Annotated in this window: 15 protein-coding genes; 6 read left to right on the top strand and 9 right to left on the bottom strand. The window is 31.3% G+C overall.

Annotated elements, in window-relative coordinates:
- Positions 1-3: 3 nt before the first annotated feature.
- The 4 genes from ACYPV9_RS01350 to ACYPV9_RS01335 form a co-directional block, all read right to left on the bottom strand.
- Positions 4-2,001: a fumarate reductase/succinate dehydrogenase flavoprotein subunit gene (locus ACYPV9_RS01350; RefSeq protein ID WP_459741347.1), complete on the bottom strand. Its 1,998-nt coding sequence runs from the start codon at positions 1,999-2,001 to the stop codon at positions 4-6.
- 13 nt (positions 2,002-2,014) lie between these two features.
- On the bottom strand, positions 2,015-2,689 hold the full coding sequence (locus ACYPV9_RS01345) for a succinate dehydrogenase cytochrome b subunit (RefSeq protein ID WP_459741346.1): 675 nt from the start codon (positions 2,687-2,689) through the stop codon (positions 2,015-2,017).
- 138 nt (positions 2,690-2,827) lie between these two features.
- Entirely contained in the window at positions 2,828-3,457 is a 630-nt protein-coding gene (locus ACYPV9_RS01340; RefSeq protein WP_299064548.1) for a DUF6973 domain-containing protein, read from the bottom strand.
- Positions 3,458-3,539: 82 nt separating this feature from the next.
- Positions 3,540-6,368, bottom strand: coding sequence for a VPS10 domain-containing protein (locus ACYPV9_RS01335; protein WP_459741345.1), 2,829 nt, complete (start codon positions 6,366-6,368; stop codon positions 3,540-3,542).
- A gap of 173 nt (positions 6,369-6,541) precedes the next feature.
- On the opposite strand from ACYPV9_RS01335, the gene ACYPV9_RS01330 reads away from it, so the two are divergent.
- Positions 6,542-7,876 (top strand): DEAD/DEAH box helicase, encoded by a 1,335-nt coding sequence (locus ACYPV9_RS01330; protein WP_299064543.1) that lies wholly within the window; start codon positions 6,542-6,544, stop codon positions 7,874-7,876.
- Between the two features lie 131 nt (positions 7,877-8,007).
- A complete protein-coding gene (locus ACYPV9_RS01325; protein ID WP_459741344.1) occupies positions 8,008-9,297 on the top strand; it encodes an aminopeptidase P family protein in 1,290 nt (429 codons plus the stop codon).
- 58 nt (positions 9,298-9,355) lie between these two features.
- On the opposite strand, the gene ACYPV9_RS01320 is transcribed toward ACYPV9_RS01325, so the two are convergent.
- Together ACYPV9_RS01320 and ACYPV9_RS01315 are read right to left on the bottom strand one after the other, a co-directional pair.
- Positions 9,356-10,360: a sugar kinase gene (locus tag ACYPV9_RS01320; RefSeq protein WP_299064539.1), complete on the bottom strand. Its 1,005-nt coding sequence runs from the start codon at positions 10,358-10,360 to the stop codon at positions 9,356-9,358.
- Positions 10,361-10,439: 79 nt separating this feature from the next.
- Entirely contained in the window at positions 10,440-11,219 is a 780-nt protein-coding gene (locus ACYPV9_RS01315; RefSeq protein ID WP_299064537.1) for an alpha/beta fold hydrolase, read from the bottom strand.
- Positions 11,220-11,539: 320 nt separating this feature from the next.
- Between ACYPV9_RS01315 and ACYPV9_RS01310 the strand changes: the two genes are divergently transcribed.
- From ACYPV9_RS01310 to ACYPV9_RS01295, 4 genes are all read left to right on the top strand, one after another.
- Entirely contained in the window at positions 11,540-11,731 is a 192-nt protein-coding gene (locus ACYPV9_RS01310; RefSeq protein WP_459741343.1) for a hypothetical protein, read from the top strand.
- A 150-nt stretch (positions 11,732-11,881) separates the two neighbouring features.
- Positions 11,882-12,658: an MbnP family protein gene (locus tag ACYPV9_RS01305; RefSeq protein WP_299064535.1), complete on the top strand. Its 777-nt coding sequence runs from the start codon at positions 11,882-11,884 to the stop codon at positions 12,656-12,658.
- Between the two features lie 52 nt (positions 12,659-12,710).
- The gene (locus ACYPV9_RS01300; protein WP_459741342.1) at positions 12,711-13,763 is read left to right on the top strand and encodes a cytochrome-c peroxidase; all 1,053 of its coding nucleotides are present in this window, start codon (positions 12,711-12,713) and stop codon (positions 13,761-13,763) included.
- Positions 13,738-14,757 carry a transporter family protein gene (locus ACYPV9_RS01295; RefSeq protein ID WP_459741341.1) on the top strand — a complete coding sequence of 340 codons (1,020 nt, stop codon included), beginning with the start codon at positions 13,738-13,740 and terminating at the stop codon, positions 14,755-14,757. Before ACYPV9_RS01300 ends, ACYPV9_RS01295 begins: the two co-directional genes overlap by 26 nt.
- Before the next feature lie 56 nt (positions 14,758-14,813).
- Here the strand turns inward: ACYPV9_RS01295 and ACYPV9_RS01290 are convergent, their stop codons facing one another.
- From ACYPV9_RS01290 to ACYPV9_RS01280, 3 genes are all read right to left on the bottom strand, one after another.
- Positions 14,814-15,170 carry a cupredoxin domain-containing protein gene (locus ACYPV9_RS01290; RefSeq protein WP_459741340.1) on the bottom strand — a complete coding sequence of 119 codons (357 nt, stop codon included), beginning with the start codon at positions 15,168-15,170 and terminating at the stop codon, positions 14,814-14,816.
- 41 nt (positions 15,171-15,211) lie between these two features.
- Entirely contained in the window at positions 15,212-15,745 is a 534-nt protein-coding gene (locus ACYPV9_RS01285) for a carboxymuconolactone decarboxylase family protein (protein WP_299064527.1), read from the bottom strand.
- Positions 15,746-16,112: 367 nt separating this feature from the next.
- The gene (locus ACYPV9_RS01280; protein ID WP_459741338.1) at positions 16,113-16,952 is read right to left on the bottom strand and encodes a helix-turn-helix domain-containing protein; all 840 of its coding nucleotides are present in this window, start codon (positions 16,950-16,952) and stop codon (positions 16,113-16,115) included.
- Between the last annotated feature and the right edge of the window lie 34 nt (positions 16,953-16,986).

Genomic DNA, 16,986 nt, shown 5'->3' with positions numbered 1-16,986 from the left:
ATCTTATTTATAACTTCTTTCTTTAACTTCTATGTTCTCGTAAACCAATTCTTCTTTGTGCAATACTGCGTCTTTTGGTTCTCCTTTATACTCCCAAGCAGAAACAAATTGAAATTCTTTTAATCTCTTTGCCTCTCCTTCTTCTGTTTGATATTCTTCTCTAAAGTGTCCTCCTGCAGATTCTTCTCTAACTAAAGCATCTTTTGCAAACAATTCTCCTAATTCTAAGAAATCTGCAACTCTACCTGCTTTAGCTAATTGCTCGTTGTATTCTGTATCTGTTCCTGGCACAAGTACATTTTGCCAAAAATCTTTTCTTAATGCAGAAATTTCTTCGATAGCTTCTTCTAAACCAGCTTTGTTTCTAGACATACCACATTTATCCCACATAATTTTTCCTAATTTTTTGTGGTAATAATCTACAGAATGTGTTCCTTTATTATTGATAAAAAATTTAATTCTATCTGTAACTTCTTTTTCTGCCGCTTCAAACTCTGGGCTATCTGTAGATATTTTTCCTGTTCTAATATCATCTGCCAAATAATCTCCAATAGTATAAGGCAACACAAAGTAACCATCTGCTAAACCTTGCATTAATGCAGATGCTCCTAATCTATTTGCACCATGATCAGAGAAGTTTGCTTCTCCGATAGCATAACAACCAGGTATTGTTGTCATTAAGTTATAATCTACCCAAATACCACCCATTGTATAGTGTACTGCCGGATAAATCATCATTGGCGTTTCATATGGATTTTCATCTACGATTTTTTCGTACATCTGAAATAAGTTTCCATATTTTGCCTCTACAATCTTTTGTCCTAATTCGTATATTTTCGCGTCAGAAGGATTGTTTATATTTTGAATTTTTGCTTGCTCTTTACCATAACGAGTTATAGCAGATGCAAAGTCTAAATATACAGCTTCACCTGTTGCATTTACACCATAACCAGCATCACAACGCTCTTTTGCTGCTCTAGAAGCAACATCACGTGGTACTAAGTTACCAAATGCAGGGTAACGTCTTTCTAAATAATAATCTCTTTGTTCTTCAGACAAATCGGTTGGTTTTTTACGACCTTCTCTAATTGCCATTACATCATCCATATTTTTTGGAACCCAAATTCTACCATCATTTCTCAATGATTCAGACATCAATGTTAATTTAGATTGATAATCTCCTGAACGCGGAATACATGTTGGGTGAATTTGTGTATAACAAGGGTTTGCAAAATATGCTCCTTTTTTATGCACTTTCCAACCTGCTGTTACATTAGACCCCATTGCATTAGTAGATAAGAAATATACGTTACCATAACCACCAGAAGCAATAACAACTGCGTGTGCAGAATGACGTTCTATTTCTCCTGTAACTAAGTTGCGTGCAATAATACCTCTTGCTTTACCATCAACAATAACAACATCTAACATTTCATGACGATTGAACATTTCAATCTTACCACGAGCAATCTGACGGTTCATTGCAGAATAAGCACCTAATAACAATTGTTGCCCTGTTTGTCCTTTTGCATAAAAAGTTCTAGAAACTAAAACCCCACCAAAAGAACGGTTGTCTAAAAGACCTCCATAATCACGTGCAAAAGGAACTCCTTGTGCCACACATTGATCTATAATATTTGCAGAAACCTCTGCTAATCTGTATACATTTGCTTCTCTAGAACGGTAATCTCCACCTTTTACAGTATCGTAAAATAATCTGTAAGTAGAATCTCCATCTCCTTGGTAATTTTTTGCTGCATTAATACCTCCTTGTGCTGCAATAGAATGCGCTCTTCTAGGAGAATCTTGGTAGGCAAAAGATTTTACATTATAGCCTAATTCTGCTAAAGTTGCAGAAGCAGAACCACCCGCTAAACCTGTACCAACAACAATAACATCGATGTGTCTTTTGTTTGCTGGGTTTACTAAATTAATTTTGTTTTTATAATCTGTCCATTTATCTTTTAATGGACCTTGAGGTACTTTTGAATCTAAAGCCATAATTTTTATACGATTAATGGTTTAAGTGATGATAAAGTGCAATAAAAATAAATCCTGCAGGAATTATAATTGAATACGCTAAACCTAATTTTTCTAATTTCTTTCTTAATGAATTTGCACCAACAGATTGAAATGCTGATGTAAAACCGTGTGCTAAATGCAATCCTAAAAACACAAAAGCAACAACATAAGCAGCTACTCTAATTGGGTTCACAAATTTATGCACCAATTCTTCATAATATCTATAACCATCTACACCATCCATTACACCAGACCAATCTCCTTGAATAAATTTTGTGTTAATTTCTGGAAACCAAAAATCGATAAAGTGTAAAACGATAAAAGCTAAAATTGTAATTCCACTATAAATCATGTTTCTGCTCATCCAAGTAGAATTTGCAGCACCATTATTTTTAGCATAAGAAACCCCTTGTGCTTTTTTGTTTTTTAGCTCTAAAATAAACCCCATTACAAAATGAAAAACAACTGCAAAAATTAAGACAGGTTGTAATGCAAATTGAACAACTGGATTTGTACCCATAAAGTGAGAAACTTCGTTAAAAGTGTCTGGACTAAAAACTGATAAAACATTAATTGCTAAATGTTGAAGTAAGAAGAACATTAAGAAGAACGCTGATAGCGCCATTGATACTTTTCTTCCAATTGAAGATTTAAAAAATCCGCTCATTGTATATGTTAGTTATAATTTATAATACAAAAATACGGCTTAACAAAACGCAGTACAAGAAAATTACAACGTTTTCGTTTGTATTTAGAATAATTATAAATAAAACTGTTATGCATTTAACAGAAAACACTGGTTTTGTTATTTTCTATTCTTTTTAGAATTAGAAGGTACCAAGCATTTGTTATTTTTCCATTTACCCTTTAAAGATTCTTTTGAAATTATTTTTTGATTGCACGTTAAAAAGTTACCATTTACATCTTTCTTAATAATTTTCATTTTACCATTGTAAATTGCATTTACAATTCTATAAATTAAACCTCTTTTAGAAACAGTACTTCCTTTTGTTATCAACTTTAAACCTTCTTCATTATTATGCAAATCCATTTCTGTAGAAATTTCATCGGGCACAACACCATCTTCTAATTTAAGTTTTTTATAAGTGATATAATTTTCTTTCTCATGTGCTTTACCTAAAGATCTCGCAGCCCTTTCGCCTATTTCTTGACGCAATCTCGCCATCCAGTACGCATGTCTAAAAGCATCTACTTGCCCACCAGCAGCATCTTTATCTAGCAAATTGGTTTTTCTAATTGAGTCTGCTACTTTATTAGTTTCTTTTGAAATTTCCAAAGAAATTTTTGCCTTAAAAGGATGAAATAAAACCCATCTTTTTATTGGACCAGATAATTTTAAAAAACTTTTAAAATCTGATTGTGCAGATGTTGATAATGTTACCGAAAAGAAAATTAAAAAGACTATTTTTTTCATGTCTGAAATATACTAAAAAAACGATTTAAAAATCTCTTAAAGATTTCTAAACCGTTTTTTGAAATTAAGAAAAAGTTCTTGTTTATTTTATTTCAAATTCACTTTTAGAAGTAGCACTTTTTACAATGTATTTTCCTTTAGGCAAATATACAACTCCGTTTTTAGCTGCTTTTAAAGTAGTTTTTTTGTTAGCCTTTTCATAAGCCCTCTTTCCTTTTTTAGAGAAAGAAACATCAAAAATTGCTTCGTTATAACCTTTTGTGGCATCAACAACTATCGTGTTTACTTTAATATCATTTGTATAAATGTCTAAAGTTACTTTTTTATCAGAATTCGAATAAAAAGGAATTGTAATTTCTGGCGTAAAAGCATCTCTCCACATGCTCCAAGAACGACCCCAAGAACCACTTTTTCTTATACTCTGTACATCGAAAATATGTGTTGCTGCAGACATTACAGTCTTATCTATATTTTGTAATGCACTAACATCTGCTTTATACAAACTTCTACCATGCGTACCTACAATTAAGTGTTTAGCTTTTGGCTGAATTACCAAATCGTGCACCGCTACATTTGGTAAATTATTTGCAAATGCTTCCCAAGAATTTCCTCTATCAAAAGAAATATACAAACCGTTATCTGTACCAACATATAAAATATTTTCGTTGGCCGGATCTTCTTTAATAACATTTACAGAAGATGTTGGTATAGCGTTACCAATATTTGCCCAGGTTTGTCCGTAATTTTCTGAAACATAAATATAAGGAGTAAAATCATCAGATCTATAACCGTTTAGCGTTGCATAAACGCGTTCTTTTTTAAATTTTGATGCAATTACTCTTGTAACCCATAAATTTTGCGGTAAATTATTAGAAATTCTTTCCCAAGAACCTCCACCATTTTTAGTTACGTTTATATAACCATCATCAGAACCAACATATAAAAGTCCGAATTGAAAAGGGCTTTCTGAAATTGACGTTAACGTACCGTAAGCAACATTTCCTTTTTTACCGCCTGTTGTTAAATCACCAGAAATTGTTTCCCAATTGTTCCCTTGATCTAAAGATCTGTGTAATTTATTACCTCCTAAATATAAAATATCTTGGTTGTGTTTAGATAAGTGAATTGGTGTTTGCCAATTAAATCTATACGGATTTTCACCTAAAGTATGTTTTGGCTGAATGTATTTACTTCTACCAGTTTCTGTATCTATTCTAGAATAATTACCAAACTGATAACCTGTATATACAATATTAGGATTTCTATCGTCTACTTGCACTTGCATACCATCGCCACCCATTATAGACTTATAAGGGTTTTGACCAGATTGTTGCCAACCCTTATTAATTCTCGCATTATTGCTAGCAACCCAAACACCGTTATCTTGTAAACCACCATACACTTTGTAGTTTTTCTGATTATCTGCATACACAGAATAGAATTGACCTACTGCAGGATCGTTTAATTTAATCCAGTTTTCACCGTCATCATAAGACAAGTTTAAACCACCATCATTCCCGTTTAAGATATGACCAGACTTATCTGGATTTACCCATAATGCTTGATGATCTGAATGCACATTTTCTTTACTGATAGACATAAAAGTTTTACCACCATCTTTAGATTTAATAATTGGAACACCTAAAACATAAATTCCGTTTTCATCTTGCAAGTCTACTCTAATTTCTCCGAAATAATATCCGTAAGAACTATAAACTCCATCTAAGAAATTATCATGCGTTTTTTTCCAAGACTTACCACCATTTGTAGTTTTAAAAACCTCTGCACCAATAACCTGAGTATCAAACAACATAGAATTTGCATCTTCTAAATATTTAGCTAAATCTATTGGTTTTACAGAACCAACACGCACCATTTGTTTTACATTTTGTGCTCTGTATTTTTCTTGAAAACCATTGTTTTTTAAATAAGTATTTAATTTTTTATCAGACAATTCTAAAAATGCTGCAGAAGACATCGTTTTAAAATCTTCTTTAGTTAGCTCGTCTGATGGTTTTTTAGAAGTATCTTTTTTTCTTCGGAACTGACTATCATGTAAAGCATATACAGTATTTTCATTAAAAACAGCTAAACCAATTCTACCAACTCCGTTTCCTGTAGGAAAACCAGATTTATCTGAAATTTTGGTCCAAGAACTACCCGCATCTGTACTTTTATAGATTGCCGAATTGCTTCCGTCTCCGTCAAAATTCCATGCTTTACGTTCTCTTTCCCAAGAAGCAGCATACATTACATTAAAGTTTTCTGGTGCTACAGCTACATCAATAACACCTGTATCGTTATTTATAAATAAAGATTTTGTCCAAGTTTTACCGCCATCAAGAGTTTTAAAAATTCCTCTTTCTTCATTAGGCGAATATAAATGCCCGATAACACCTACAATTACTTCGTCTGGATTATTCGGATTGATAAGAATTCTACTAATATGATGTGAATCTAATAAACCAACATTCTGCCAAGTTTTACCTTTATCGGTAGATTTTAACATTCCAATACCTGCGTAAGAAGAACGAGATGAATTTTTCTCTCCGGTTCCTACCCAAATAGTTCCGTTGTTCCAATCTACAGCAATATCTCCAATATTTTGCGTTGGAGAATTGTCTAAAACCGGTGTAAAAGTTGTACCATTATTATTTGTGTACCAAAGTCCGCCAGAAGCATAACCAACATAAAATTCTGTAGGATTTTTAGGGTTAACAGAAACATCTGAGACACGACCACTCATTACAGTTGGTCCGATATTGGTAAATTTTACATTTTTAACTAGTGATGTTTTCATCATCTCTAATTTTTTATCTAAAGATTTCTGTACAACATTTGCTTCTGTAGTATTCTGAGCAACAATACTTGCCGAAAAGCACAGTAATAAAAGCTTAAAAATAGATTTCATAAGTAATAAGTTTGATTTGAATTGAGTTTGAAACGTTGAAATTACTATTTGTAAAATCAATATCAAAAAAATTAACATAAAAACGATTTGTATCAAACAAATACCTTCAAGTTAAAACAACGTATCTTTGCCCCGGCAACAATTAAATAAAATTGTTGCTATAAATTATTTTTATGACATTTTCAGATTTAGGTTTATCTCCAGCGTTGGTAAAGGCAGTTGAAGAAAAAGGATATACCAAACCATCTCCAATACAAGAAAAAGCGATTCCGCATATTTTAGAAGGAAAAGATATTTTAGCTTCTGCACAAACAGGAACCGGAAAAACAGCTGGTTTTACATTACCAGTTTTGCAATATCTATCAGACACAAAGCACCCAAAATACAGACCGTTAAGAGCTTTAGTTCTAACACCTACAAGAGAATTGGCTGCGCAAGTTTATGATAACGTTAGAGAATACAGTAAGTATGTTAATATAAAATCTGCAGTGGTTTTTGGTGGTGTAAATGCAAAACCACAAATAGCAACCTTAAAAAGAGGTGTAGATATTTTAGTAGCAACACCTGGTAGATTGTTAGATTTACATGATCAAAAAGCAGTTTCGTTTAAAAGAATAGATGTTTTAATTTTAGACGAAGCAGATAGAATGTTAGACATGGGTTTTGTTAGAGATATTAACAAGCTTATTAGTTTTATGCCTGCAAAAAGACAAAACCTATTGTTTTCTGCAACGTTTTCTAAAGAAATTAAGAAATTAGCGTCGGGTATTTTAGAAAACCCTGTTTCTGTAGAAACAGCACCACAAAACTCTACAGCTAAAAAAGTAACGCACAAGGTTTTTAAAGTTGATAAAAAAAGAAAGACAGAGTTTACAATTAAATTGATAAAAGACAATAATTGGAACCAAGTTTTAATTTTTACAAGAACAAAGCATGGTGCTAATAAATTAACGCAAAAGTTAATTCAATCTAAAATTTCTGCAGCAGCAATACATGGTAATAAAAGCCAAGGAGCAAGAACAAAAGCTTTAAAAAACTTTAAAGAAAACACCATAAAGGTTTTAGTAGCAACAGATATTGCTGCAAGAGGATTAGATATTCCGTTACTACCACACGTTATAAATTTCGAACTACCAAATGTACCCGAAGATTATGTACACAGAATTGGTAGAACTGGTAGAGCTGGTGCTGCAGGAGAAGCAATTTCTTTAGTTTGTAGCGAAGAAACAGAATATCAAAATGAAATTGAAAAACTTTTAAACGAAAAATTAAAATCTACGGTTGTAGAAGGTTTTGAACCAACAGATACTGCACCTCCTAAAAGAGCTGCTACACAAAGTAAAAGTTCTTTTGGTAAAAAGAAAAATCAAAGACCTTCTAATGGAAATCCCGGAGGATCTTCTGATAAAAAAAAGCCAAAAAGAAAACCACATTTTAAAGGAAATAAACCTGCAGGCGCAACTTCTGGTAGAGGAAGAACTGGAGCACCTAAAAAGAAACGATTTTAGATTAAACTTAATTTAAAACTTACAATCCCAAGTTCTTAATTAAGAATTTGGGATTTTTTTTATTCTAATTGCTCAATTTTTAAGTTCCTCTTTATTATTGCTACCTTTGTGTATCATTAAAAATTTCTAGTATGAAGTACGATAAAATAAACGCTAATTTATTTATTAAAAACCGTAAAAATTTTGCGGAAAACATGAAACCAAATAGTATAGCTGTTTTTAACTCTAACGATATTTACCCAATTAGTGCAGATAGTACAATGCCTTTCGAACAACACAGAGATATTTTCTACCTAAGTGGTGTAGACCAAGAAGAAAGTGTTTTAATGTTGTTTCCTGACTGCCCAAATGAAAATTTAAGAGAAGTTTTATTTTTAACAGAAACCAACGATCATATTGCTGTTTGGGAAGGTGAAAAATTAACAAAACAAGCTGCTTTAGCTACTTCTGGTATTAAAACTGTTTACTGGTTACAAGATCTAGAAAAAGTTTTGTTTGAAATGGCTTCTTATGCAGATACTTTTTATATTAATACAAACGAGCATTACCGAGCAAATGTAGCTACAGAAACAAGAGAAGACCGTTTTACAAAATGGTTGTTGGCAAAATATCCCGCGCATTCTGTAGCAAAAAGTAATCCTATTTTACAAAGATTACGTTCTGTAAAAGACGCCATCGAACTAGATTTAATGCAGAAAGCTTGTAATATTACAGAAAAAGGATTCCGTAGAATTTTAGGTTTTATAAAACCTGGAGTTTGGGAATATGAAATTGAAGCAGAATTGTTACATGAATTTGTAAGAAACAGGTCTAAAGGATTTGCATATACACCAATTATTGCCTCTGGTAACAACGCAAATGTTTTACATTATATAGAAAACAATCAGCAATGTAAAAGTGGCGATTTAGTTTTATTTGATATCGCTGCAGAATATGCAAATTATAAAAGTGATTTATCTAGAACTGTACCTGTTTCTGGTCGTTTTTCTGATAGACAAAAAGCTGTTTATAATGCTGTAAATTATGTTAAAAAAGAAGCTACAAAACTTTTAGTTCCAGGAACTATCTGGAAAGATTATCATGTTGAAGTAGGTGAAATTATGACTTCTGAGTTATTAAAACTTGGTTTATTAGACAAAGCAGATGTACAAAATGAAGACAAAAACTGGCCTGCTTACAAGAAATATTTTATGCATGGTACAAGTCATCATATTGGTTTAGACACGCATGATTACGGATTGGTACACGAGCCAATGCAAGCGAACAATGTGTTTACCGTAGAACCGGGAATTTATATTCCAGAAGAAGGTTTCGGAATTCGATTAGAAGATGATGTTGTAATTCAAGAAAAAGGAGAACCTTTTAATTTAATGGGTAATATACCTATTGAGGCAGATGAAATAGAAGATTTAATGAATTAAAGAAATACAAAAAGGCGAGTTATTAAAACTCGCCTTTTACATTTTAGTATCAATTATGTTATCTATTTAATCTACCCGAAGTATTTCCTTCTAAAATAGAAATTACGTCGCTTTCATTTGCATAATTTACATCACCTAAATACGTATGTTTTATTGCACAAGCTGCAGCACCAAACTCCATTGCTTTATAATCGTCAAACTTTTGCAAACCATGTATTAAACCTGCTGCAAAAGCATCACCTGTTCCTATTCTATCTACAACGTGTGTAATGTCTAAATCTTGTGTTTCTTTAAACTCAACACCGTTCCACATTCTTGCTCTAATTTTGTGCCAAGAAGAATTTATAGAGGTTCTAATTTTATCAAACACCTTTTCTATATTCGGAAACTTCTCAATTAACAACTTACTAGCTTTTATAAACTCTTCATTAGAATACCCAAAATTAGTGCCTAAAACTTCATTTATTTCGTTTACACCACCAATAAATATGGTAGAATATTGTAATAAATCTGTTAAGACATCTTTAGCCTCTTCTCCGTATTTCCACAAAGCACTTCTATAAGTTGGGTCAGCAGAAATAATCATTCCTTTTTCTTTGGCTAAAATTAATCCTTCTTTTAAAGTTTCTTTTGCTCCTTTGCACAAAGCTGGTGTAATACCAGTCCAATGAAACCATTTGCCATGTGCTAAAGATTTTTCCCAATTAACCATTTCTGGTACAATTTCAGAAAAAGAAGAATGCGATCTATTGTAAGAGATTTTACTTGGCCTCATAACAGCACCAACTTCCAAAAAATAAACACCTAAAGGTCTGCCAGATCTAACAATTGCAGAAGTATCTAAATCGAATTTATTTAAATAAGAAATCGCTGTATCGCCAATAAAATCATTAGAAATACAACTTATGTGTTTTACATCTCCACCAAAATTTGCAATAGAAATACCAACATTTACTTCTGTACCGCCAAAATAAAATTCTACATTATTAGCCTGAATAAATTTTTTATTTCCTAAAGGAGAAATTCGCATTAAAACCTCACCAAATGTAATTATCTTATTCATAATAAATTCTTTTACAAAGCAAATATACTTTATAAAAAACAACTACAATTGTGTTTTATCTTTAAAATTTATCTAATTTTTATAAAGATGTAATAAAACTAATAGTTTTAGAATTAAAGGTTTCTGGTTGATCAACATTTACTACATGCCCGCAGTTTTCTATCACATAAAGTGAAGAACTTACATGTTTAGCAACAATGTTTTTTATGGAAGGTAAAAACAAATGATCTTCAGAACCCATTACGTAAAGTGTAGGAATTTTAATTTCTTTAGCTCTAAAAAAACGCAATAAGGGGTTAATTTCTGATGTTAATTTAAACCAACGTAAAAACTCTTTCTGATACAATTTTTTAGCTTCATTAACAAAAAGTAATCTCGATTTTTTATGATTCTTTTTTGGCATTATAATAAAGGCAAACAACTTATAAAGAAGCATGTAAGGCACTACAGATTTAAAAATATTACCAACCTTCATTAAGACTTGCGAGCGAAAATTCATTTTGATAATAGCGCCACCCATAATCATACTTTTTACCAAAGTTGGTCTTTTTTCTGCAAGATTTCTTATTAAAATTGTACCTAAAGAAATTCCTACAAAATGCGATTTTTTAATCTTAAGAAAATCGATTACCTCTTCGATGTCTGCAGTAATAGAATCGAAAGTATATTTTGCTTTAAACGTATCTTTTAATTTTGGTTTGCTATTGCCATGGCCACGTAAATCTAGAATTAAAACATTAAAATGCTTTTTAAAATCTCTAATTTGTTTGTACCAAATAGAACTACTACCTCCTGCGCCATGCACAAAAGTTACCCATTCTTTAGAAGTTGTATGAGGATATAAATAGTAGTTTAACAATCTTAAATCGATTTGAAATGCTAAATTAAAGCATTTTATAAAATTAAATAGCAAGTTTATTACTTTTTAACTCTTAAAATTGGTAAAATAAAAAAGTCCAAATTATCTTTGCTATAAATAATTTTCTTCTGAAAAAGACATTTTGCATACTATTATTTGTAGCTTTTGCTTTTAGACCAGCATATCACCTAGCATATATTGGTTATTTTGAGCTAAATATAGATTATATAATAGAAAAATATTGTGTTAATAAAGACGCACCAGAATTACAATGTAACGGTAAATGTCACTTAGCAAAAAAAATTGGTCCAAAAATTAATTTGGAAAAAGACAATATTGCTAGCTTACAAATTGTATCAGAAGCATTTTTTCCGGTTTATCATCAAGAATCAGAAAACTTTATAGCTAAATATTTAGACTTATATAAGAATAAACAACCATCTAAAAAAAATTCTTTACATACGTTTTTACTTATTAAAAACTTAGAGCAACCGCCAGATTTACATTTATAAATACTTGTTTTTTGTATCAGTTATTTCTGATACATCATTTTTAAATTTTATTTAAAAAGTACAAATATGTGCTTTCTAAATAAAACTATTCACACAAATTATTTTAAAAGAACATCCTTAAAAATCTAAGGAAGGAAAACATATATATAAATGAAAATTTCAAAATATATTGCTGCATTCTTATTTGTAGCAACTTTAGCAGCATGCTCGTCTTCAGAAGAAGTTTTAACTGGCGAAGGAAATGTAACATTAGAATTTGATAATGCTTACAACAACTCTGATTTATTATTAGAAACGGCGCCTTACTCTGCAAATAACACCGAAAAAATTAAGATTAATAAAGTTAAATATATTGTTAGTAATATTCGCTTAGAAACTGCTACAGGATCGGTTTTTACTTATCCTAAAAACGAATCTTATTTTATTATTGATGAAAGTGTAGAAGCTTCTCAATTTATTACATTAAAAAATGTACCAGAAGACGATTATACAAAAGTTACTTTTGGTATTGGTGTAGATCAAGAAAAATATTTAGAAGGTGCAACAGGGCAAGGAGATTTCTTAGCAAAAGCACAAGAAGCTGGCATGATGTGGAGTTGGCAAGCTGGTTATAAGTTTATGGTTTTTGAAGGAACTTACACATCAGAAAGTACAACCACAGAAACTGCTTTTGCTTTTCATATGGGAAGCCATGGTACTGCAGTAGATAATTACAAAGAAGTTTCTTTAGATTTAACAAACTCTGCAAGAATAAGAACAGATTTAACACCAGTAATACATATTGTTTCTGATGTTTCTAACATTTTAGACGGCACTACAAAGTTTTTGCTAGACGATGCAGCACAAATACACGTAGATGGTGTTAAATCGCCACAAATAGCAACAAATGTAAGCGGTATGTTTGTTATAGATCATGTTCATAATTAAACCTATAAAACCGTTGTTAAGAAGAAATCTTAACAACGGTTTTCTACCAGTTATGAAAAAATTTATCCTATTATATCTAGGTTTTATTACATTTTTTTCTTGTGCAAAAGATGAAGAAGAATATGTGTTAATTCCTAAAAACATAGAATTAAAAATTCCAAGTAATTTTCCGGGATTATTGTACGATTTGAGCCAAAATCCACTAACCGAAGAAGGCGTTGCACTTGGTAAAAAACTGTTTTACGAAGGAAGATTGGCTTCCGACGGAATAATTTCTTGCGGGTTCTGTCATGAACAAGCTTCTGCTTTTACACATCATGGCCATACAGTTAGTCATGGGGTTGATGGTAAAGTTGGTTTTAGAAATGCACAACCTATTCAGAATTTAGCTTTTTTTAGCGAATTTACTTGGGATGGCGCCGCAATTCATTTAGATCTACAACCAATAATTCCAATTACTAGTGATGTAGAAATGAATGAAACCATACCTTCTGTGCTTTCTAAATTGAATTCTTATCAAGAGTACGAAGTTCTTTTTACAAATGCTTTTGGTGATAAAGAAGTTACATCAGAACGAATGCTAAAAGCTTTATCTCAATTTATGGTAACTATGATTTCTGGAGATTCTAAATACGATAAAGTAATTAGAAACGAAGTAGATGCCACTTTTACAGAACTAGAAAGTAAAGGTTTCGAAGTTTTTAATAATAAATGTGCTGCTTGCCATTCTGGAGCGCTATTTACAGACCAAAGCTATAGAAATAACGGATTGCCAACAAACTACAAATTCCCAGAGGAAGAAGGAAGAAAAAGAGTTTCTGGTCTCGAAGAAGATTTTTACAAATTTAGAGTACCAAGTTTAAGAAATGTAGCAAAATCTTTTCCGTACATGCACGATGGCAGATTTGGAAATTTAGAAGCCGTATTAGATTTTTATTCTGATGGAATGATACAAAATGGTGGCGTTGTAGACACTTTACTAATAAAATCTAATGGCAATTTAGGTATCGATCTATCATCCGAAGAAAAAACAGCATTACTTGCTTTTTTAAACACATTAACAGATAACACATTTTTAAATGATAAACGTTTTGCAGAATTTTAAAATAAAAAAAACAATTGCACTTTTAGTATTTGTATGGATAACACTTGCTAGTTTTGCTAATACAAACAAAGAAATATGTACCTATCACAACAATCATACTTTCGAATATTATTTCTGTGATTTATGCGGTTGCTCTACAAGTAGCGGTAGTTTTGGTTTAGGTACTTTAAACAATGCGAGCTTTGTGGGTGTAAGATATATTTTTCAAAAATTTGAATCGAAAGATGGTGTTTTTAATAATTCGCCAACAAGTACAGAAAATTTTCATACGTATCAATTATGGGGAAGGTTACCAATAAGTGAAAATTTATATGTGAGTGCAATTTTACCATATCAAGATTTAAATAGAGAATATACAGATAGAAACGAAAATATAAATGGTTTTGGAGACGTAACCATAATGAGTTGGTACAAATTTAAATTTTACAAAAAAGTAGATGAAGAAAAGTCTAAATTGTACACAAATGTTACACGAGAACCTTCTAGACATTCGTTAGAAATTGGTTTAGGAGCCAAGTTACCAACAGGTAAATTCGAACAAGTTTTAACAGATAGAGTAAATCCTGGTTTTCAATTAGGAACTGGAAGTTTAGACGGTATTTTAGGTCTTGCACATAGTTATGGTGCAGATAAATTTGGCGTAAATACTAGCTTAACTTACTATTTTAAAAACGAGAATAAAAATGAATACAAGTTCGGGAATCAGTTTAGTTATGCTTCTAACTTTTTTTATGCTATTTCTAAAGAAAAGTATATGTTATTGCCTTTTGTAGGCTTTTCTGGTAATATTTATAATAAAATTAAGCAGTATGACGAAGAAATTGCAAAAACAGATGGCAACGTTTTTAACGGAACTTTAGGTGCAGAAATAACTACTAAAGATTTTATTTTTGGAGCCAATTATACGCTACCAATTTCGCATAATTTATTTGGAGGTAACGTTACTCCAAAACAAGCAGTTTCTATTTATTTAAACTTTAATTTAAATAACTAAAAAATAAAAAAAGGCGAACATTTCTGTTCGCCTTTTTAACTAATTGAATTAAAAAACTACTCTACGATTAAAGTGTATTGTGGTGTTGGGTTTAAAGGGCAGAAATAAACATATTCTCCTTTTTTAAGCGTTACTTCTTTTGAAGTTTCTTTGCTGTTATCTTTTACTTGTGCAGTTACATAAGCGTTTTTGATGTGTGCTTTTACATTTGCTTTTGGCGCTAAAACAAAACCTACATTGTGCCCTACGTTGTTGTTAGCTATTTCAAAAATATAAGTTCCTTCGGATAACGTTATTTGCTTTTGTGTAAACTCTCCTTTTGTTTGTTCTAAAGAAACTGTTTTTACTTCTTGTGCATTTGTGTTAAATGCAAAACCTACTACTAATACTAAAATTGCGATTATTTTTTTCATGATTGTTGTTTATTAAAATTATTAAATTATTGTTCTACTATTTATAAAGCTTCTGCTAACGGAAAATCTACAGCTACATCTGTTATTTTATGAAAATAATTTGTAATTGTAATTTCACCAATTAAGATTATCGCATCTGCTAAATTTCCTTTTGTGTAACCTTGTGCATATAAGTTTTCTACTGTTGCTGGTGTTGCTGCACCTCTGTTTTCTGCTGTACTTTTAGCAAAGTTTGCCAATGCATTTAATTTTGCATCAAAAGAAGCTTTACCTGCTCTTAATTCTAAAATTTGTGCTTCTGTAAAGCCATTCATTTTACCAATTGCTGTGTGGGCAGATAAACAATAAACACATTCGTTTACTTGACTTACAGCTAAATTTATTACTTCTTTTTCTTTGGCAGAAAAACTAGTTTTACCATTTCCTATTGCTAAAAAATTACCCAAAGCAGTTTCGCTATGTGCAAATGCCGCATATAAGTTTGGTACAAAACCTAAACCTTTTTCTAACTGACTAAATATTGCTTGGTTGTTTTCTGATACTTCGTTTTTTGTTGGAACATTATATGTACTCATAATATCTGTTTTTAAATGAATTGTTATTTTTTAAATAATTTATTTGCATTCGCAAAGTTGCTGGTTTTGATTTTGCTCGTCGTACGTTTGGTAACCCCAACAATTGGGACATTGTGTATTTTCTATTGATTTCATATGTTTATTTTAAGTTCTTATTGATTGACACTGCAAAGGTATAACCAACATTAAGCTCTAAAATTGGACAAAAGTTCTTACTGTTTGGACTTTGAAATAAAGCCCACAAAAATGCACGCGTGAAGGATTGAGAAATTTGTTTGAGCTCTTTTAAAGTTTGATAAAACTTTAAAAAGCGAGTTTCGAAAGCCTGACCTGAAAGGGCACGCCAAAAAAAAGAAATAAAATAATTTTAATAGTCTTTTTTAAATTGAAGTGGCGATTTTGAAATTGCCTTTGTAAAGAAACGCGTAAAATATGCCGGATCGTTAAAACCTAACTCGAATGCGATTTCTTTTACGGTTTTATCGGTGTAAATTAACAAGCGTTTTGCTTCTAACAAAATTCTGTTTTTTATAAATTCTGATGGCGAAATTGTACCAGCTTTTTGAAAATGTTTTGTGATTGATTTTGGCGAAAGACCTAATCTTTTTGCATAATCTGTTACAGAATGAAGTGTTTTGTAATTTTGCTCTACCAACAAACTAAAATCTTTAAAAAGGCGTGTTTCGACATCTTCTTTAACAACATGGTTTTCTTTTTTTACACGAACAGCAGAAATAATAAATTGCTTTAAATAGGCTTGTAACATATCGTACTGCGCTGTTTCGTTTTGCTGAAACTCTTCGAGTAAACTTGTTAATATAAAGTCTAATTTATCGGTGTCTTTTTTACATGGTTTTACAAACGGAGTTTCGTAAATATTGTTGAATAAAATTCCGTTACAAGCAACCTCTGCATCGTGCGTTTGTATGCAGTAAAAATCTTTTACAAAAGTAAGTTTATATGCCGTTTTTATTTGTTCTGAATCTACAGTAAAAACTTGTCCTGGAGATAAGAAAAACAAAACATTATCATCAAAATGATATTGTTTAAAATCGATATTATACGTTCCGCTACCTTCTTGAATCCAGTAGATTGCATAGGCATTTTGTTGCACAGAATGATCTATTGTACAAGCTTTTTCGAATCGAACTGTGCTTACCGAAAAAATATCTTTAAAAGTGTATTTTACAATATCTTGAACCGCCATAATATGTTGGTCGTAGAAAATTTATTAAACTTTC

This window comes from Polaribacter sp. OB-PA-B3, from assembly GCF_054589375.1.
The sequence above is the reverse complement of the archived record's forward strand: the minus strand, read 5'-3'. Positions and strand labels throughout refer to the sequence as shown.